The organism is Geoalkalibacter ferrihydriticus DSM 17813, from assembly GCF_000820505.1.
Classification (GTDB): domain Bacteria; phylum Desulfobacterota; class Desulfuromonadia; order Desulfuromonadales; family Geoalkalibacteraceae; genus Geoalkalibacter; species Geoalkalibacter ferrihydriticus.
This window is the reverse complement of sequence record NZ_JWJD01000001.1, coordinates 794021-813672: the sequence shown is the minus strand read 5'-3', so window position 1 is coordinate 813672 and position 19652 is coordinate 794021. Positions and strand designations below refer to the sequence as shown.

Annotated in this window: 16 protein-coding genes; 4 read left to right on the top strand and 12 right to left on the bottom strand. The window is 59.6% G+C overall.

Translation table 11 applies throughout. The features are described 5' to 3' along the window. Positions 1-19 precede the first annotated feature (19 nt). The 7 genes from GFER_RS17455 to GFER_RS03845 all read right to left on the bottom strand — a co-directional run bounded on the left by GFER_RS17455 (position 20) and on the right by GFER_RS03845 (position 7674). A complete protein-coding gene (locus GFER_RS17455; protein ID WP_052445931.1) occupies positions 20-445 on the bottom strand; it encodes a chemotaxis protein CheW in 426 nt (141 codons plus the stop codon). Between the two features lie 6 nt (positions 446-451). Beyond that, positions 452-1732, bottom strand: coding sequence for a methyl-accepting chemotaxis protein (locus GFER_RS03870; protein ID WP_040096218.1), 1281 nt, complete (start codon positions 1730-1732; stop codon positions 452-454). After that, positions 1732-2637: a CheR family methyltransferase gene (locus tag GFER_RS03865; RefSeq protein WP_052445930.1), complete on the bottom strand. Its 906-nt coding sequence runs from the start codon at positions 2635-2637 to the stop codon at positions 1732-1734. The genes GFER_RS03870 and GFER_RS03865 overlap by 1 nt, the downstream gene beginning before the upstream one ends. A gap of 193 nt (positions 2638-2830) precedes the next feature. Next, positions 2831-3814, bottom strand: a complete 984-nt coding sequence (gene thiL / locus GFER_RS03860) for a thiamine-phosphate kinase (RefSeq protein ID WP_040096215.1) — start codon at positions 3812-3814, stop codon at positions 2831-2833. Further along, positions 3811-6156 (bottom strand): endopeptidase La, encoded by a 2346-nt coding sequence (lon, locus tag GFER_RS03855; protein WP_052445929.1) that lies wholly within the window; start codon positions 6154-6156, stop codon positions 3811-3813. The genes thiL and lon overlap by 4 nt, the downstream gene beginning before the upstream one ends. 170 nt (positions 6157-6326) lie before the next feature. After that, positions 6327-7094: an NRDE family protein gene (locus GFER_RS03850; protein ID WP_040096213.1), complete on the bottom strand. Its 768-nt coding sequence runs from the start codon at positions 7092-7094 to the stop codon at positions 6327-6329. Positions 7095-7101: 7 nt separating this feature from the next. Then, positions 7102-7674, bottom strand: coding sequence for a class I SAM-dependent methyltransferase (locus tag GFER_RS03845; protein WP_040097368.1), 573 nt, complete (start codon positions 7672-7674; stop codon positions 7102-7104). Between the two features lie 150 nt (positions 7675-7824). On the opposite strand from GFER_RS03845, the gene GFER_RS03840 reads away from it, so the two are divergent. Further along, entirely contained in the window at positions 7825-9162 is a 1338-nt protein-coding gene (locus GFER_RS03840; protein WP_052445927.1) for an NlpC/P60 family N-terminal domain-containing protein, read from the top strand. Positions 9163-9225: 63 nt separating this feature from the next. On the opposite strand, the gene pckA is transcribed toward GFER_RS03840, so the two are convergent. After that, entirely contained in the window at positions 9226-10806 is a 1581-nt protein-coding gene (pckA, locus tag GFER_RS03835; protein WP_040096211.1) for a phosphoenolpyruvate carboxykinase (ATP), read from the bottom strand. A 357-nt stretch (positions 10807-11163) separates the two neighbouring features. Here pckA and GFER_RS03830 point away from each other — a divergent pair, with 357 nt between their 5' ends. Further along, positions 11164-13077, top strand: a complete 1914-nt coding sequence (locus GFER_RS03830; RefSeq protein WP_268746198.1) for a phosphoenolpyruvate carboxykinase (GTP) — start codon at positions 11164-11166, stop codon at positions 13075-13077. Between the two features lie 460 nt (positions 13078-13537). Here GFER_RS03830 and GFER_RS03825 read toward each other — a convergent pair whose 3' ends face one another. The 3 genes from GFER_RS03825 to GFER_RS18875 form a co-directional block, all read right to left on the bottom strand. After that, entirely contained in the window at positions 13538-14731 is a 1194-nt protein-coding gene (locus GFER_RS03825; protein ID WP_040096206.1) for a hypothetical protein, read from the bottom strand. Between the two features lie 37 nt (positions 14732-14768). Further along, complete coding sequence (locus tag GFER_RS03820) at positions 14769-16619, bottom strand: CHRD domain-containing protein (protein WP_082047812.1); 1851 nt, start codon at positions 16617-16619, stop codon at positions 14769-14771. 394 nt (positions 16620-17013) lie between these two features. Next, entirely contained in the window at positions 17014-17184 is a 171-nt protein-coding gene (locus GFER_RS18875; protein WP_153304550.1) for a PIN domain-containing protein, read from the bottom strand. Positions 17185-17308: 124 nt separating this feature from the next. Between GFER_RS18875 and mntA the strand changes: the two genes are divergently transcribed. Beyond that, on the top strand, positions 17309-17734 hold the full coding sequence (gene mntA, locus GFER_RS03815; RefSeq protein WP_074669497.1) for a type VII toxin-antitoxin system MntA family adenylyltransferase antitoxin: 426 nt from the start codon (positions 17309-17311) through the stop codon (positions 17732-17734). Then, on the top strand, positions 17724-18134 hold the full coding sequence (gene hepT, locus GFER_RS03810; RefSeq protein ID WP_040096204.1) for a type VII toxin-antitoxin system HepT family RNase toxin: 411 nt from the start codon (positions 17724-17726) through the stop codon (positions 18132-18134). Before mntA ends, hepT begins: the two co-directional genes overlap by 11 nt. Positions 18135-18536: 402 nt before the next feature. On the opposite strand, the gene GFER_RS03805 is transcribed toward hepT, so the two are convergent. Beyond that, complete coding sequence (locus GFER_RS03805) at positions 18537-19646, bottom strand: hypothetical protein (RefSeq protein WP_040096203.1); 1110 nt, start codon at positions 19644-19646, stop codon at positions 18537-18539. Positions 19647-19652: the final 6 nt, after the last annotated feature.

Genomic DNA, 19652 nt, shown 5'->3' with positions numbered 1-19652 from the left:
AATCTGCCGGGACAGCGCCTCAGCCGACGGCCAGACTTTCCAGGCTTGCCGTCAAACGAGCGACGTCAAGAAGGTTGACCACCGCGCCATCCCAATGAAAAACCGCTTGAATGCAGTATTCCGCAGCCTCGGCATCGGCGCAGGAAAAAATTTCATCCGCCGCTGGTGAGACGATGCGGCGAATGTGGTCCACCGCCAGCGCCAGTCGCGCCTGGGCGTCAGCGAGCACAATCACACGCGGATCGCGCGCAGAGCCGGGAAAGCCCAACCAGGCACCCAGATCAAGAACCGGCACCACGCTGCCGTGAAAGTTGATGGCACCCAGCAGCGCTGCCGGAGCTCGCGGGACAGGATGAAGGCGCGAGGCGACAACCACTTCCTGAACACAGCGGATTTCAAGACCGTAGAGTTCGCCGGCGAGGCCGAAAATCAGAATCTGTCCCATGCCCGCTCAGACCTTCCGCGCGGCCTCGTCACCGAGGCGGAAACGGCTGACCAGGGCGATCAGCTCCTCGGACAGAGCAGAAAGATCCTGCGCCGCGTGCGCCATTTCCTCCATGGAAGCCGACTGCTCTTGGGTGGCTGCCGAAACCTCCTCGGTGGAGGCGGCATTGTCTTCGGCGACCTTGGCGATCTCCTCGATGATCTGCACCATGTTGCGCGCGCCCTCGGTCTGGCGACCGGCCATTTCGGCGATGCCGTTGGCCTTGGTCTGGCTGTTGACGGCGGTCTCGATGATTTCCCCAAAGGCGTTGCCCGTGGTGCCGATCGCTTTCTGCCCCGCGTCGATGCGTTCGATGCTCTGCCGCATGGACGCCTGGACCCGCGCCCCTTCCTCGCGAATGGTGGCGATGAGGTCGCTGATTTCCTTGGCCGAAGCGCCGGTGGAATCGGCGAGCTTGCTCACCTCCTCGGCGACCACGGCAAAACCCCGTCCGTACTCACCGGCGCGCGCCGCCTCGATGGTGGCGTTGAGAGCCAGAAGGTTGGTCTTCTCGGCGATGCCGGTGATCACCTCGGTAATATTGCCGATTTTCTGCACCAGGGCGCTGAATCCCAGAATCTGATCACCATTGTGCGCCACTTCGCTCAACACCTGCTGCATGTGGCCGAGGGCGCTGCGACTCATCTCGCCGCCGTGCTGCGCGGTCAGAGAGGTATCGTTGGCCGCCGCCGCGACCTTCTGCGCCGTGGCCGCCACCTCCTCGATGGAGGCGGCCATTTCGCGAATCACCTGGGTCGCTTTTTCCACCATTTCCGCCTGAGTTTCCGCCCCACGGCTGATTTGCTCCGTGGTTCCCGCCACCTGGTGCGCCGTGGCGCTCATCTGCTGGGATGAGGCCGAAAGGCCCTGCGCCGAATCGGACACCTGCAGGGCCGAAGTCCGAATACGTCCGACCAGATCCTGCAGGCTCTGGCTCACCCGGTTGAGGGCGCCGGCAAAGTCCTGGGTTTCATCGGGAAAGAAATGACGCCGCAGTTGCACCGGGCGGCTCAGATCACCCTCGCTGATGCGTTCCGCTGCGGTAGTGATCACACCGATGTTGGTCGTGAACGCCCGTGAAAAAGCCCAGCCCAGAGCCAACCCGAGGGTCAGGGCACCAGCCGTCGAGGTGAGTCGCTGCCATTCGGCGGGCACTCCCAGGACCGGGACCAGATATTCCAGAGCGACGATGGCGCCGACCACGATGATAAAGCCCATGATGAACTTGTTGGCAATTTCGATGCGCATTACCAGGCTCCTTGCAATTGACTCAAAGTGCTTTCAGCCTCGCCGCGGCGCAGAAATATCCGCTCGGCCGGATTAAAAATTGAAAACAGGGTGCGGCTATCGCCGATAAGGGTTTCAGCCCGGCCCAGAACCAGCACCCCGTCCTGCGGCAGAATTTTGGCCAGGCTTTGCAGAACCCGCTCCTGTTCGTTGCGGGAAAAATAAATCAGGACATTGCGGCACAGAACCAGGTCCGCTTCCCCCAGGCTCGCGTCGCCGAGAATGTTGTGCTCCTCAAAGCTCACCAGCGAGCGGATGCGCTCCTGCAGACGCAGGCGTCCTTTTTCGGCGCTGAAATACTTCTCCCGCCAATCAAGAGGCGTCCTGCCGACGCGCGACGGCTCGTACAGACCTTCACGCGCCCGCGCCAGAACCTCAGGGGCGATGTCGCAGGCGCGAATACTGAACTTCATGCGCGGCGGCACCAGCTGATCAAGCAGAATCGCCAGGGAATAGGGTTCCTCGCCGCCTGCGCAGCCCAGGCTCCAGGCCCGCAACTCGCGTCGCCCCTGGCGGCGAATACGGCGAAACAGATCAGGCAGCACCTGCTGATGGAGCAGTTCGAAAGTGCTGGGATTGCGGAAGAACTGCGAAACCTGAATGCTCAGCGCCGCGACCAGGGCATCGACCTCGGCCTCATTGCGCACCAGCAACTCAAGATAGTGCTGCGGCTCCTGGAAGCCACGTGCACGCACCCGTGCCGCGATGCGGCGACGAATGCAGCCGTCCTTGTACATGCCCAGATCAAAACCGCGCCGATGCAGAAGAATCTGGCGCACCTCTTCAAAGGTCGCCGCGTTCACATCTTCGCCGAGAAAATGCGAAGCAGAACGCGACCCCCCGGGATTTTCAAATAATAGACTCATAGGCTCGCTGAAAGTGGATTCGTTAGTAGCAACCCATTTTCAAGCAATATTCAGGCCGAAAAGGCGAGGGACGAGGGACGAGGGACGAGGGACGAGGGACGAGGGGCGAGGGGCGAGGGGCGAGGGGCGAGGGGCGAGGAACAACGGACAACGGACAACGGACAACGGACAACGGACAACGGACAGTTATTTTTCACCCAAAATGATCGAAACCGCTGCGGGGCAGCGGACAGGGATTGCCCTGGGCATCGACGAGCTGCAGTCCGTCGTCTTGCGGGAGGATGTGGCCGATTTGTGTCACCGCTACACCATTGGCGACGAGGGCGGAGACCGCAGCGGCCTGTTCAGGAGGTGAGGTGAAGAGCAGTTCGTAATCTTCGCCGCCGGACAAAGCCAGGTCCATCAAGGAAGGATCTTCCCTCAGGGCGGCACGGAAAAAGGAGCTCACGGGCAGGGCAGCGCGCGCGACCCGGGCGCCGACCGCAGAACTGTCAAGAAGATGACCCAGATCCGCCAAGAGACCGTCGGAGACATCGATCATGGACGTCGCCAATCCCTGTGCGGCAAGAGCGCGCCCCAGGGCCACGCGGGCACAGGGATCGTGGTGGCGCGCCGCGGACTGCACATCGGGACGCCGCCCGGCGAGCAATTCGCGCAGGGCCAGGGCGCTGTCGCCGAGACTGCCCGAAACCCAAAGCAGGTCGCCGGGACGCGCGCCGGCGCGCGAGACCAGTTCGCCCTCGGGGACGCGGCCCTCCACGGTGACACTGATGAACAAAGGCCCCGGCGAGCGGCAGGTATCGCCGCCGGCCAGCACCGCGCCGTAGGCGGCGCAGGCTTCCACCACCCCGTCGGCAAAAGCATCCAACTCCTCCAGGGTCCACCCTGCGGGGATACCCAATCCCAGATACAGGCTGAAAGGACGCCCGCCCATGGCGGCGACGTCGCTGACGTTGACGCTCACGCTCTTGCGCCCCAGAGTTTTCAGATCACTCCAGGCCCGGCGAAAGTGCACGTCTTCGATTAGCAGATCGGTGCTGGTGAGCAACAGCTCGCCGGGTTTCAGGCGGCTCACGGCGCAATCATCGCCGATCCCCAGCACCAGATCGGCGCAGGATCCGGCGCGCTTGCGGATACGGGCGATGAAGCCGAATTCGCCGATGTCGTCCAGGTTCATGTCTTGTCGACCAGCGCCGCCTTGAGCACATCGGCCATGGTGCGCACTGGGACCAGTTTGACCTTTTTGCGCAGATGCGCCGGGATGTCTTCCAGATCCTTTTCGTTGCGCTGCGGCATCAGCACGGTGCCGATATGATGGCGCACCGCCGCCAACACCTTCTCCTTGAGCCCGCCGATGGGCAACACCTTGCCACGCAGGGTCAGCTCGCCGGTCATGGCCACATCCTTGCTCACCGGCCGCTTGGTCAGAGCGGAGATCAGAGCCACGGCCATGGTCACCCCGGCCGAGGGCCCATCCTTGGGAATAGCGCCGGCGGGCACATGCACATGGATGTCGTGGCTCTCGAAAAACGCCGGGTCGATGCCGAGTTCCTCGGCGCGCGAGCGGGCATAGGAAAGAGCCGCCTGGGCGCTTTCCTTCATGACGTCGCCGAGATGGCCGGTCAGGGTCAGAGCGCCCTTGCCCTTCATGGTATTGACCTCGATGTAGAGCACATCCCCCCCCACCTCGGTCCAGGCCAGGCCGGTGGCGACCCCGACTTCGTTCTGGTCACGTTCTTCCTCGGGCAGAAAACGCGGCGCCCCCAAAAAGCGCTCCACCGCCGCCTCTGTCACCCGCACCGCAGATTTCTGGCGGTCTTCGGCAAAACGGCGCGCCACCTTGCGGCAGATGCTGCCGATCTCGCGCTCGAGATTGCGCAGTCCCGCTTCGGCGGTGTACTCGGTGATCAGGCGCAACAGGGCCGGCCTGGAAAAATGGATCTGATTGTCCTTGAGTCCGTTGGCCTCGCGTTGGCGCGGAATCAGGTAGCGCTCGGCGATATGCTGCTTTTCCTCGGCGGTGTAGCCCGACAGGCGGATCACCTCCATGCGGTCCTTGAGCGCCGAGGGCACCGGATCCATGATGTTGGCGGTGGCAATAAACATCACGTTGGACAGGTCGAAGGCCAGATTGATGTAGTGGTCGGAAAAGGCATGATTCTGCTCGGGATCCAGAACTTCGAGCAGGGCCGACGAGGGATCGCCGCGAAAATCCATGCCCAGCTTGTCGATCTCATCGAGCATGAACACCGGATTGTTGGTACCGGCCTGCTTGAGGCCCTGGATGATGCGCCCGGGCAGCGCACCCACATAGGTGCGACGATGGCCGCGGATTTCCGCCTCATCGCGCATGCCGCCCAATGAGATGCGCACGAACTTGCGTCCCAGGGCGCGGGCGATGGATTTACCCAGACTGGTCTTGCCCACACCGGGCGGGCCGACAAAACACAGGATCGGCCCCTTCATCTCTTTTTTGAGCTTGCGCACGGCGAGAAATTCCAGGATGCGCTCTTTGATCTTCTCCAGGTTGTAATGATCCTCATCGAGCACCTGATGGGCTTTGGCAAGGTTGAGATTGTCACGGGTGGTTTTCTTCCAGGGCAACTCCACCAGCCAGTCGAGATAGGTGCGCTGCATGGAATATTCAGCCGACTCGGCGTGCATGGTTTCCAGGCGCCGCAACTGCTTGTCGGCCTCTTCGCGGGCCTCCTTGGGCAGTCCGGCTTTTTCCAGTTTCTCACGCAGTTCGGCGACATCCTGGGCGCGCGGATCGGCATCGCCCAACTCGCCCTGAATGGCCCGCAACTGCTCGCGCAAAAAATACTCGCGCTGGCTCTTGCCCATCTCTTCCTTGGCCTGAGTCTGGATGTCGGCCTGCATGGAGAGCAGTTCAAGTTCGCGCGCCAGGATATCCTTGACGCGCCGCAGTCGTTCCAGAGGATCGAGGATTTCGATGACCTCCTGGGCTTCGGCGACCTTGAGGCCGACATTGCTCGCAATTACATCGGCGAGGGAGCCCGCGTCCTCCATGTTCTCCACCACCACCAGCACCTCGGGCGAGATGCCCTTGCCGAGGCTCACCGCCTGCCCGAGTTGGTTGCGTACGGTGCGCATCAGCGCCTCGACTTCCAGCGCCGGGTCGATCAGCGGTTCGTGCAACCGCTCGACATGGACCTTGAAATAAGGCTCCTCTGCGGCAAAACCGGTAAGGCGTGCCTTGGCCAGCCCCTGCACGAGAATCTTCACGCGCCCGTCGGGCATCTTGAGCATGCGCATGATCATGGCGACGGTGCCCACGGGATAGATATCTTCCGTGCTGGGTTCTTCCTCGCCGAATTCTTTCTGCGCGGCAAGCATGATCAGGCGATCACCAGCCAGGGCCGCCTCCACGGCGGCAACGGATTTGTCGCGCCCGACGAACAGGGGCAGAATCATGTAAGGAAAAACCACCACGTCGCGCACCGGCAACAGGGGCAGGGTCTCGGGAATAATCAGGTCTTGGGGTACAGGGTTGTCCAAAAGTATCCTCCAGGCGGCCCGGAAGCCGCAATAAATCGACAATTTGACGACCCGCTCTCAGAGGCGGATCGTTGTTTAAGTTAATCTCTGTTCGCCCGCTGTCAAGGCGGGCGAAAGTCTCCGCACCATACCCGAGAAACAGCGCAGGTGTCCAGACACCAGGGAGCAACTCAAGACAAATGCCAGGAAAAACCGTGCTCCATCACGACCCTGCCGGCATTGAAGCTGCGCTCGCGAAAATCAAGGAAACCATCCCGATCCAGACGCAGCAACGTCGAACAACGCGTGCCGTAATCGGCGCTGCGTATGAAACGCGATCCAAGGGTGCGTTCCCAGTCAAGTCCAACGCCGGTGTCGGGCAGCTCGTGGTCGGCAGGACGCCGCTCGTCGGCAAGCAATGCGAACAAGTCCACGGCCGCGGGAGGGCGTTGCGCCGCGAGCAGAGCCTCGAGATCCGCGCGCGCTCCTCGAACCTTGGGCCAGGGCGTATCGAGCCGGGCGTTGCTCAGTCCGTAAATCCCCTCTTCCAGGCGGCGCGGTGCACAGCTATTGCGGTTGGAAAAATACCAGGCTTGCGCAGCGCTACCCAGCAGCAGATTGAAGCCGGGAAACGAGGCCGCCTCCGGGGCCAGCTTGCGCAGGAAGCAACCAGGCGCGAGCGTGCCGCGCAAGAAATCGCGCACCAGCCGTCCCCGCGAGCGGCGGCCGGGTTTCATATCCTGGGGATTGCGCACATTGGTCACGGCCGCCCAGCGCCCAGCGCGGGTCACGCCGAGCCAGGTGCCGCCCGCCTGCAGATCGCGGCCGGCGAGAATCTGGGGGTCATCATCCCAGAATTCCGCCGCCGCCGTAGGCCGCCTATAAAATTCATCTCGGTTGGCGGCCAGGATCAGAGGCAGGTCGGGGCGCGAATCGATGGCAAGAACAATCAGGCACATGGGACTGTCAGGGAAGAGGTTTGCGCGCGACGATACCGGCGAGACTGCCGCCCTTGCTCGAGGGCTCGAGCCCTTCCTCGTGCAGCAGCACTTCCCAGCCGGCAAAAATCCGCGGCAATTCGCCCGGTTCCAGAACGAAATCGGCGTTGGGCGCCTCGCCGGGAAAATCACCGGCGCGACTGAAGGTGCGCACCACCCCGACACCGCCGGGGCGCACCGCCGCCTGCAACGCCGGCAACAGCGATCGCTGCAGAAAGAAAAAGTCCAGCACCACGTCGAAGACCTCGCGACCCAGATCCGGCAGGGTTTCGAGATCGCAGTGCCGGACCTCCAGGGCATGGCCGCGCCGCCGCGCCTCGTCGCGCAATTGCATCAGTCCTTCGGCGGCGATATCCACTGCCGTCACCGCATAACCCTTTTCCGCCAGAAACAGGGCGTTGCGCCCGCGGCCACAGGCCACATCGAGCAGCCGCCCGCCGGGCAGCAGGGGCAAAATCCGCAGCAGCCAGGGGTCGGGCACCCAGGGACTTTGGGCGCGCTCCTGCCAGCGCTCATTCCATTTTTCCGCATCTTTGTTCATGATCTTGCCAGTCTCGCAGTCCAGGGGGAAAAAGAGCAACCAAAAAAAGTAACACCTAAAAAAGATCAAAGAACAATCCAAACTTTCACCCAGGCCCGGCTTCTGCTAAGCTGAAAACCTGGCCCCACTTTTTCCGCTCGAGTATCTAACATGGCCGTTTGTCTGAGATTTTTTTACTTCTCCCTGCTTCTGCTTTTCACTGCCTGCGCCCCGCACCCACCAGGCATTGCCGACCTTGAGCGTTATCCGCAAATCGTCGCGGCCCACCTCGATAAAGCAACCAGCGACACACCCCTTCTTTCCGACGCCGTCCGCCAGGATCTGGACGCCGATTTCGACCAGCGCCTCTTCGCCCCCTGGCGGCAGGAGCGGCCGCGACTGTCCGCCGCCGAGGCTTTCTGGGGACTGACCTCCTACGGCAAGCGCCAAGGTTATGCTGAGAACCTCCAGCCCCTCGCACCCGCGCGTTGGCAGGAGTTGGTCGCATCCCTTAATCAGGAAACCTACCCGAGCCTCGCGCAGCCGGCCATCACCGTGCGCAACACCGATTTGCGCGCCTTCCCGACGGCCCGCCCCTTTTTTCTTGATCCCGCCCAAGCCGGTGAAGGCTATCCGTTCGACTATTTTCAGAATTCGGCCCTGTGGGCCGGTACGCCACTGCTGGTGACCCATGTCAGCGCCGACGGCGCCTGGTATTTTGCCGAAGCGGGCCTGGCTTCGGGCTGGCTGCCGGCCCTGGATCTGGCCTGGGCGGATGAGGATTTCCGCCGAAACTATGTAACCGGCCGCCATGCAGCTCTGCTGGCTGACGACCTGAGCCTGCGCGACGCGCAGGGCACCTTTCTCGTGCAGACGCACATCGGAGCCCTATTTCCCCTCATCGGCGAGGACCAGAACGGCCTTTTCCTGCGGGTGCCGGTACGCGACGCCGACGGCCAGGCGCAGGCGCGCACCGCTTTGGTTGCGCCTCAGTTCGCCGCCGCAAAACCCCTGCCCCTGACTCCTCGGCGCATCGCCGCAATCGCCGACGCCATGTCCGGACAGCTCTACGGTTGGGGCGGCATGTACGAAAACCGCGATTGCTCGGCCTTCCTGCGCGACCTGTTCACCCCTTTCGGCGTGTGGTTGCCGCGCAATTCCGGCGCCCAGGCCAAGGCCGGTGAATTTATCGACCTGCAAAACCTCTCGCCCGACGAAAAACGCGCCGCCCTGCTGCGCGAGGGCGTTCCCTTCTACACTCTGATCTGGCTGCGCGGCCACACCGCCCTGTACCTCGGGAGCGATTCGAGCAGCGGCGAGCCGCTGCTGCTGCACAATCTCTGGGGTGTCCCGACGAAAAACCTGTGGGGCAAGGAAGGACGCGCCCTGGTCGGGCGCCTGGCCGTCACCGGTCTGCATCCCGGCGAAGAACGCCGGGATGTTAAGCACAACGGCTTTGTCGAACGGATTCTCGGCCTGACCCTGCTGCCGGGGGCGGGCAAGAAATAAAATGCAAAGGGCGACTCCGCGGAGTCGCCCTTTGCATTTGGAGCCTGTTTTTTTTGGAGATGCCTAAACCTGCGGTCCGGCGGCGGTGAAATCGAAATCGTCGCCGTCCTTGATGTACTTCTTGAAGTTTTCGATGAACATGCCCGCCAGCTTGTGCGCGGTCTTGTCGAATTCCAGAGGATCGGACCAGGCATTGCGCGGGTTGAGCAGTTTGGCATCGACGCCCGGCAAGGTTTTGGGAATGTGCAGGCGGAACCAGCGGGTGCGGTCGAATTCAACCTTCTCGATGCTGCCGTCGAGAATCGCGTTGATACAGGCGCGCGTGGCTTTGATACTCATGCGCTTGCCCTCGTTGTAGCCGCCGCCCGCCCAGCCGGTATTGACCAGATAGGCATTGACGCCGTGCTTCTCCATCTTCTCGCCGAGCAGCTTGGCGTAAACCGTGGGATGCAGGGGCAGAAACGCCTCGCCGAAACAGGCCGAGAAGGTCGCCTGGGGCTCGGTCACGCCGCGCTCGGTGCCGGCCACCTTGGCGGTGTAACCCGAAAGAAAGTAGTACATGGCCTGCTCTTTGGTGAGCTTGGAGACCGGCGGCAGCACGCCAAAGGCATCGCAGGTCAGGAAAATGATGTTTTTGGGATGAGCGGCCTTGAGGCTCGCCTCGTGGTTCTCAATGTGCTCGATGGGATAGGAGACGCGGGTGTTCTCGGTCTTGCTGCGGTCATCGAAATCGATGATGCCGTCGTCATTGGCCATCACGTTTTCCAGCAGCGCATTGCGCTGGATGGCATTGTAGATCTCCGGCTCGTTCTCCGCCGAGAGGTTGATGCACTTGGCATAGCAGCCGCCCTCGAAATTAAAAATCCCGTCATCGTCCCAGCCGTGCTCGTCGTCGCCAATGAGCTTGCGCGCCGCGTCGGTGGACAGGGTCGTCTTGCCTGTTCCGGAGAGGCCGAAGAACAGGCAGACATCGCCGTCCTTGCCGACATTGGCCGAGCAGTGCATGGAGAGGATGCCCTGCAGCGGCAGCCAGTAATTCATCATGGTGAAGATGCCTTTTTTCATCTCACCGCCGTACCAGGTGCCGCCGATGATGGCGACGTTCTTCTCGATATTGAAGACGACGAAGACCTCGGAGTTGAGGCCGTGGCGCTCCCAGTTTTTGTTGGAGAGACTACAGGCATTGTAGACGGTGAAATTGGGCGCAAAATTCTTGAGCGCCTCCGCGTCGGGGCGAATGAACATGTTTTTGACGAAATGCGACTGCCAGGCGAATTCAGTGACGAAGCGTACCGACCTGCGGGTTTTTTCATTGGAACCGCAGAAACCATCGGTGACGTAGAGATCCTTGCCCGAGAGATAATCGATGACCTCGGCATAGAGTTCGTCGAAGACTTCCGGGGCCATGGCCTGATTGACCCTGCCCCAGGTGATATTCTCAAAAGAAGGCTGCTGGTGGACGAAATACTTGTCCTTGGGTGAGCGACCGGTGAACTTACCCGTATCGATCATTACGGTCCCGTTGGCCGAGATACGACCTTCTTGGTTCTGAACCTCCTGCTCGAACAGCTCATCGTAGCTCAGGTTGCGATACACTTTGCCCACGCTGCTTAAGCCCAAATCCTTCGCCTGAATCATAAACATCACCTTTGTCTTGAGAAATGGATTGGTCAGATGGATTGTTGGATTCGTCCCGTGCCACCCAGCGGTCTTCGCGAAAAGCATTCCTTTAGCAGATTTATTCACAATAAAAAAGAAAAAAGAGCCCTTTTGACGGTTTTCTTACCCCTCGGGCACCCGAAAACCAAAAATTTCCGCGTTATAATACAGAGAAAACGAGCGGATCCAGATGACGCGCGACGATTTCGAGCGAAATCCTTTGTACTTTAAAACAGGGTATTTTATTGTATAGTTAAATTTTTAATTGGGAGCAAGGCTTGACCTCGTCCCGCCGCGCCCTTTGGGAGCTTTCACGCGCGACGCAGCAGGGCTTGGAACCCCATCCACCATGCGCACAATGCGAACCATGTTGATGCAACCCTAACGGAGGAGACCAATCGCATGAGCTATGAGGTGCCTAGAAACGAGAAGCTGCTGAAATGGGTGGACGAAATGGCCGCCCTGTGCGAACCCGACCAGATCCACTGGTGCGACGGCTCTCAGGAGGAATACGACAACTTCTGCGATCTGCTGGTCAAGGCCGGCACCTTTCGCAAGCTCAATCAGGAAAAACGCCCCAACAGCTATCTCGCCTGGTCGGACCCCATCGACGTGGCACGGGTGGAAGACCGCACCTTCATCTGCAGCATCTCCAAGAACGACGCCGGCCCAACCAACAACTGGATGCCTCCCAAGGAGATGAAGGAAAAGCTCCACGGCCTGTTCAAGGGCTGCATGAAGGGGCGGACCATGTACATCATCCCCTTCAGCATGGGCCCGCTGGGCTCCCCCATCGCCAAGATCGGCGTGGAAATCTCCGACTCGCCTTATGTGGCCGTCAACATGCGCATCATGGCGCGCATGGGCAAGGCGGTGCTCGACGTACTCGGCAATGGCGATTTCATCCCTTGCATGCACTCCATCGGCGCGCCCCTTGAGCCCGGGCAACCGGACAGCTCCTGGCCCTGCAACCCTGAGAAATACATCGTTCACTTTCCCGAGGAGCGCGCCATCTGGTCCTTCGGCTCGGGCTACGGCGGCAACGCCCTGCTCGGCAAAAAATGCCTGGCCCTGCGCATCGCCTCCAAGATCGGCAAGGACGAGGGCTGGCTGGCCGAGCACATGCTGATTCTCGGGGTGGAATCGCCCGACGGCGAGAAGACTTACGTCGGCGCCGCCTTCCCCAGCGCCTGCGGCAAGACCAACTTCGCCATGCTCATTCCCCCCAAGACCTTCACCGACAAGGGCTGGAAAGTCACCACCATCGGCGACGACATCGCCTGGATCAAACCCGACCCCGACGGCAAAATCTACGCCATCAACCCCGAGTACGGCTACTTCGGCGTGGCTCCCGGCACGAATGTCCAAACCAATCCCAACGCCATGGCCTCCTGCGCCGCCAACACCATCTTCACTAACGTGGCCCTGACCGAGGACGGCGATGTCTGGTGGGAGGGGATGACGGACGAGCCGCCGGCAAAGCTCACCGACTGGCAGGGCAAGGAGTGGACCCCGGGCTGCGGTCGCCCCGCCGCCCATCCCAACGCGCGCTTCACCGCTCCGGCCTCTCAGTGCCCCTCCATCGATCCGGATTGGGAAAATCCCAAAGGCGTACCCATTTCCGCCTTCATCTTCGGCGGACGGCGCAAGAACACCATTCCCCTGGTCTATCAGTCCTTCAACTGGAGCTACGGCGTGTATCTGGCCGCCACCATGGGTTCGGAGACCACAGCAGCCGCCGTCGGCGCCACCGGCAACGTACGCCGCGATCCCTTCGCCATGCTGCCCTTCTGCGGCTACCACATGGCCGACTATTTCAGCCACTGGCTGCAGTTCGGCCGCACCATCCCCCGGCCGCCGCGCATCTTCAGCGTCAACTGGTTCCAGAAGGATGCCGACGGCAAGTTCGTGTGGCCGGGCTACGGCGAGAACATGCGCGTGCTTAAATGGATCGTCGAGCGCGTCACCGGCCGCACCGGCGCGGTGGAGAGCCCTCTGGGCTGGATGCCGCGCTATCAGGACATCGCTTGGGAGGGCCTCGACATCAACCGTGAGCAATTCCACGAAATGATGGCGGTGGACCGCGATCAGTGGAAGGATGAACTGGTGGCCCACGAAGAGCTGTTCATGAAGCTCTTCGACCGCATGCCCAAGGAATTTCTGCACATCCGCGAGCTGATCACCTCGAGCCTGTGGCGCTCGCCCGAACACTGGGAGCAGATCGGCGACGTGCATCCCGAGGGCTGGAACGAATAACGCCCGCAGGGCAATACAATGAAAAGAATTGGGGCGGCACCCGAATGGGGCCGCCCCAATTCTTTTTCAAACCAACCGGGAACCTCCCCACTCAGCCGGCGGCGGGGATGGCGGGATATTCTAGATTATCACACGGTGGCCGGCGATCGGGATAGGACGACTGGCCGTCGGCGCATGAAGCGAAAAGCATAAGCGGGCGTTGAGGCGCCAAAAGAGTGAATCCTCTTTTTTGAGCATTCCTGCAAGGTTCTTGCTATGTTTTGGGCATTCCAGGAGCAGGGGGGCAGGACCAATGTCGCCGCGAAAATAAGATAGCGAAAAAATCAACTCTCAGGCCGTTGAGCTTTTGTGCCAGGCGGTGCCGGGTTTCGAACGTAGTCGTGGATTTCGACCCAGAGTGGGCATAGAAATAGGGGCGCGATGTTCTGCGCCCCATGTCGGTTTATCATAGGATGTTCGGTTATTCCGGAATGACCGGCACGGCGATAAAGGCCCGGTCAATATAGAGGCCACCCACTGCGCCGATATCGCCCTGGCTCATGGCGTAAGCGCGGCTGTTGCCTGCGAGAGGCGTGAAGGAGGGCCCCTCGGTGAGGATCGCGTCGCTGTTGGTCAGCTCCGTGCTGCGAGTATCCCACACCGCCGCGCGCATTTCGCCATCGATCATCGCCGATCCGACAATACGCTCGTTGGCGGCGCTGATGGCCATGGCCGAGGAGTTTTCGCCCAGGGATTCCGCTACTTCATCATGTGCAAACCAGAGCGCTCCATGAACAATATCTGCACCAGTTATAGACTCACCGACAATCCGTCCTAAGCCATCAACACCATAGGCGCTGCTGGCAACGTGGCTGATGTCGAGGTCGAGAATGATAGCATCGCCCTCCAGTCCACCCAGAGGATCTACCATCCACAAAGTTGCACGCAAGTTGTTGCCAACAAGAGATTCCCCGACCACCCAGCCACCATCGTTGATGGCATGCGCTGTCGCATTATCCATCAGCGCGACGGGGTTGGTGTAAATAGTGGAGTCATCGGCATCAGGCTGCCAGAGAACTGCCATGGGACCGTTGTCAGTCATGATTTCGCCAACAATCTGACCTGTGGCATTGACGCCATAAGCGGCACCATTGGTGAACGTTTCTTCCCCTTCACCGATCGTCACAGTGAGACCCAGTTCCGTTGCCTCCTCACTATCGGCAAGCCAGTAAACTGGCACAAATCTCAACGTGCCACCAGCCAGCAATGACGACTCACCCACTGCCAGGCCATCGGCATTCACGCCATAAACCGCACTGTAAGTGTTGCCGGCGATCGGATTCAAGGTTGCCTCAGTCCCAAGCTCAGTTTCCGGATCAAAGGTCAGCCGGTGAGCCAGCAGCGTGTTGCCTTCCAGGTCGTCCTGACCTCCCAGGACGAGAAGGCCGTTTTCAGCCGCCGCCACAACAACACTGAAAGGATCAGCGTCCGTGTCCGACTCGAAGGCCGCAAAGCGCAGCGGGTCATTGGGGAAGGCATCATCCACAGTCGGGATGCCGTCGCCATCGGGGTCTGGATCAACAACAACACCACTGCCGCTGCCGCTGCTTCCGCAGCCCGCAAGGGCAAAGAGGGCGGCGGCGAGGAACAATACGAGGATTCTCGCTATTTTCATGATGAATCTCCTTTATTGGTGAGCTGCTCGCGCCGCCTTAGCGCAGCTGCAGTTCGAGGGTTTCAACATTGCCCAGCGATGATTCCGCATGGATCATGTGCGGGGCGGTACCGGGGGACCCAATGGATTTGCCGCTGTAGCTCCAGCCCCCACCTTCTTGGACTTCGGCAGCGCCCAATGCCGGCCCGTTTTCGCCGGCACGCAGGTTGATGAGGTTGCGTCCAATTTGACCCCGGATTTCACCACCAGGGAAGGCCTCGGTGTGGACATTGACATAGGTGCGGCCATCGCGGATCGCTTGTACGGCTGCGGCGAAATCACCTGCAGCGATATCGCCCACAGCCCTGACGTCAGTTGCGTCCAGCACCGCTGAAAAGCTTTCCATCGTTCCGCAGGGTGGCGTACCTGCTTCACCGCACAAATCAAAGAGTCGCCCGCCATTGGCGCCAACGTCCCCCAAGTGAATGTGCGCGCGGGTAATTGGCGTTACGGGAGCAACATCAACTTCGATTTCGACACTTAACTCCACAGGCACTTCGGGGATAATTACCCAGGAGGCTCCCGATGCCGCACTGGTCACCGGCGGCACTTCCTGCGTCCCGAACAGATCAGTGAAATAGCCGGTCAGCCCATCATTAGTCACGCTTAAATCACGGAAGCTGCTGGTCCCGTTGAGGGTCCACTTGCCGGTGCGGGCGCGGTATTCGGCTTGGCTGAATTGCAGGTCTTCGACAAATACCCAGACTGAAGCCGTATCTGACTCACCAGTAAATGTCTGAACCGTGTAGTCGAAGCCACCAAGGCCAGCTGTGTCCGGGATGAATTGCAACAGAACGTTGTCAAGTTCGCGTACCGGCGTTACGTTGCCGCCGTCCAGATTGGTAATCGCGCCATCTCTTTCCAGCGAGGTCGGGTTGATCGGCACGTCACCCTGCAACAGGTCATTTTCCAGGACATCAATGATGACCGGCTCACCCAGTTTGGTTATTGCCACATCAAAATCGGCAATGGGAGCCAAGTTCTCATCAAAGAAAATCTGCCCCGAGACAACGAAGTGATCGGCAAACACGCCATCTTGAGGAAGGCCGGGTCCCGTCACTCGAACATAGTTGATCCCGAAGGGGCTTCCGAAAATGGTGTGACCTTCTTCCTCTGTCACAGGGTCAACAAAGGTTGGGTCGCCGAGGTAATAGCGGCCCTCGACTTCAATCGGCAACAGGGTGTCGGAATACAGAAAATGCTGGATAGGGCCTTCCAGCGCAATATCAAAAAGCTCTAGAGCATTGCCGACGGGATGCTCGGCAGGTTCAGCATAACTCAGCCGACCACGCTCATCGGCCACAGCAGTTCGAGGTGTAGCAGAAAATGGGTGCACGACGGTGTAGGTGCCACCAGGCTGCAACCCACGCATGTGGATGAGAACTTCGTTGAAGACACCGGCGACAATACCTCCACCCTCTTCCTCTGGCAATTCTTCAATAAACCCTTCGAGAGCAAGGATGAAGCGTGCACGAGCATCATCATCTGCATCTGGGTGAGCAGCGAAGCCGTTTGGTCCTGCCTCAGCGGCCCAATAAATAAATTCGTGCTCAAACAGCGCTGGATCACCATCGCCGTTCTCAACCGCTTCCTCAATCTCCTGCACACACATAGCCGGGTCATCAAGGCACGCCCGGAGCTTCAGAGACTTGGCATCCATGAACCAGAGCGGAAAGGCGTATTCGCCATTTTCAACCAAAAGAGCCTCATCTCCGACAATGTTGTACTGAATTGCCAGATCAGGTTCATAACCCAGCAACTCCGCCGTCGCCGGCTGCACAAAGCCGAACGCCAGCACCATTGCTGCGACAAGCAGCCATAATCTTCGTGATAATTCTTTGATTCCCATGATGTCACCTCACTTTAAAGATTTTTCCCTTGCGCCAGCGGCGCCATCCACTTCGTTTTCTTAATGATCTTTTTGCGTTGGACAAAAGCGCGGTCGTTTCGTTGCTAAAACCATAAGTATCCCCACCCAAGCCATCTCTTTAAGCTTTCCACATCTTTCTTGTCGGGTACAAAAACTAAAAACACAAGCTTGACTACCCTTATAGCAATCAAACCAGGGTCCAGAAAAATCACCATGGGGGACTTCCCCCATTTAATGGTAGGGTTTTCCTACCAACTTCATAGGCTATGCGCAGAATGGGAGCAAAGAGAGGGGAAATATCGGCGTGAAAACAAGATATCGCGCGAAGGCGGGGACGTTGTTGAGCTGTCAATTGATCAGCAAAGAGCCCAAACTAAACGAAGGGATCGTAAAGTTTTAAACCTAGATGCGCATGCATGGCGTGGAAATGCCGATCCTTGCTGAGAACCGGCAAATCGTGGTGGTGAGCGATAAGGGCAATGATCAGGTCAGGGATGCCGACTCCGTTGACACCCTTTTTGCGCAGAAGAAATGCTGCATCCATAATCCGTCGCCACATATCCTGAGGTTCATCTCGATGCGGCAGAGCCCTCTCGTGTCTCTTTTTTGTGCGCGTATAAGCTGTTTTTGCTATGCTTTGTTTATTCCAGGGTGCAAAGAGGGGGAAAATGCCGGCGCGAAAACAAGATATCGAAAAGATTGACTCTTTGGTCGCCGGGTATCTCGACCAGGCGATGCCGGGTTTATTGGCGGTTTATCGTTTCGGCAGCCTTGGCACCTCAGGCGAAAGAAAAGAAAGCGATATCGATCTGGCTTTCTTGCCTGAGGCGCCTGTGTCGAACGTAACGCGCTGGAATCTGGCACAGGAATTAGCTTCAACTTTGGGCATGGATGTGGATCTGGTGGATCTGAGGCAGGCAACAACCGTCATGCGCATGCAGGTCGTAGCCCATGGCACGAGGATCTTCTCTGCCGACGATGTCCGGATCGACACTTTTGAAGACATGGTGTTTTCAGCCTATGCTCGCTTGAATGAAGAGCGCCGCGAAATTTTGAACGACATTCATAGCAGGGGCTGCGTCTATGGCGGATGATGTACTGCTCAACAAGGTGGCGGTCATTGAACGATGCCTTGGTCGCATCAAGGACGAATACCAAGGTCGAGAGACGGAGCTTGAGACAAACTTCACCCGTCAGGATGCCATTATCCTGAACCTGCTGCGCGCCTGCGAGGCTGCCATCGATGCGTCCATGCATACGGTGCGCGTGCGCAAGTTGGGCATTCCGCAGGAAAGCCGTGAAGCCTTTGCCATGCTCGAAAAAGCCGGGCTGCTCGACTCCGGACTCTCCGTGCGTCTTCAAGCCATGGTTGGGTTTCGCAATGTCGCTGTCCACGATTACCAGAAACTCAATCTCGATATCGTCAAATACATTCTCAATGAGCGCTTGAGCGATTTTCAAAACTTCTGCAAAGTTTTGCTGCAAATGGAATAACGTTTACAAATAGGAAGTTGGCAACCAAAAGTAACCTGTCCCCAGAGGCCAGGGACGTTGCTTACCTGTCAAACAAAACGCTCTGAATTTCACTATTAATTTGCCGCATTGCTCCCGGGGAATTTATCGTTCCGCGATGGATTGATTTTCGGGGCCGCACCCCACTCCGGGGGCTGAAAAGCACGACGCGACGAATCACGACCTGTACGCCTCGCAACAACTACAAAAAACTCCGCCGCCAAGACACCAAAAGCCCAAAAAAGTCAACAGCGCAACAACGTCCCCCTTTCCACTTGGTTTTGCGAAGCATGGGTGCATAAAAAGGGGCAGGCTACTTTTCGTTGAAAAGTAGCCTGCCCCTTTTCTTCTTTGACCCGCCCGGGTTCTGGGTTGGGTTGTTGGTTAGTTGACGCGCTTTACAAAACCCTTGCTGCCTTCGCGGCCGACCACCAGGGGCTGGGTGTCGTTGTTGAGGCCGTAGGCTTCGCTGGCAGTGTTAAACAGGGTTGCGGGCGCGGTACCGCTCCACAGGGTGGCCCTGGGGAGGTCTCCGGTCCAGCCGGCAATGCGCCCATTTTCGTTCACCGCCACGGCGCTTCCTGCCGTGCCGAGGGCGACGGGGCCGGAAACCACGCCACCGGTAACGGTCCACATGACCGGTGCACCGACGAGGTCGCTTTCGCCTACCACCAGACCGTTTTCATTCACGGCATAGGCAAGATGATCGGTGCCGAGGTTGATGGCCGTGAAGGTCGCGCCGTTGTTTGTCGAGCGCCAGAGCGCGGCGCGCATGCTCAGATCTCCCGCCTCGGCCTCGCCGACCACTAGGATCTCGCCTGAGCCGACCTTCGCCACGCCACTTGCGGAGCTGAAACGGCTCGCCTCGCCGCCAACCGCAAAAGCGGCGAATGGCAGCACCTGTGCCGCGCCGAAGTTCCCCTGGCCATCAGCAATCCAGAATACGCCACGTGTTCTTACTGTGGCATCCTGCGCTTCGCCGACGATCAAGGTGCCGTCGGCACTGATGCCGTAAGCCTTGCTGGTTGCAGTGGCCGGGGCGTTGGGCAGATTCTGGAGGGTCTGCACTGTCGTACCGCCATTCGTCCAAAGTACCGCGGCAAGGCGATCCCCGTCCGCGGCCTGGCCCACGGCATTGCCGAATTCATCGATGGCAAAAGCCGCGGCATAGCCGCCAAGGGTTTCAAGCGCAACCGGTGCCACGGAGGCTGCGCCATCCGCGTTCACTTCCCACAGAGCCGCGACAAAGGGGCTGTTTGCCGCAAGGGCCGCATAGCCGATAACTTCGAAACTGTCATTGATATCGATGGGCACGGAGAAATCGGCCGTCACCGGGGTGCCGGTGTCATCGACCATCTGGTCGATGGCCAATCCCGCACCGCCGACCTCCAAGGTGCCGACCTGCGTCGTTGTGCCGGACCCGCTGCTGCCGCCGCAACCCGCCAGCAGCGTCAGAACAAAAAAGATACCAAGAGGTTTTATCATCGTTTTCATTTATAG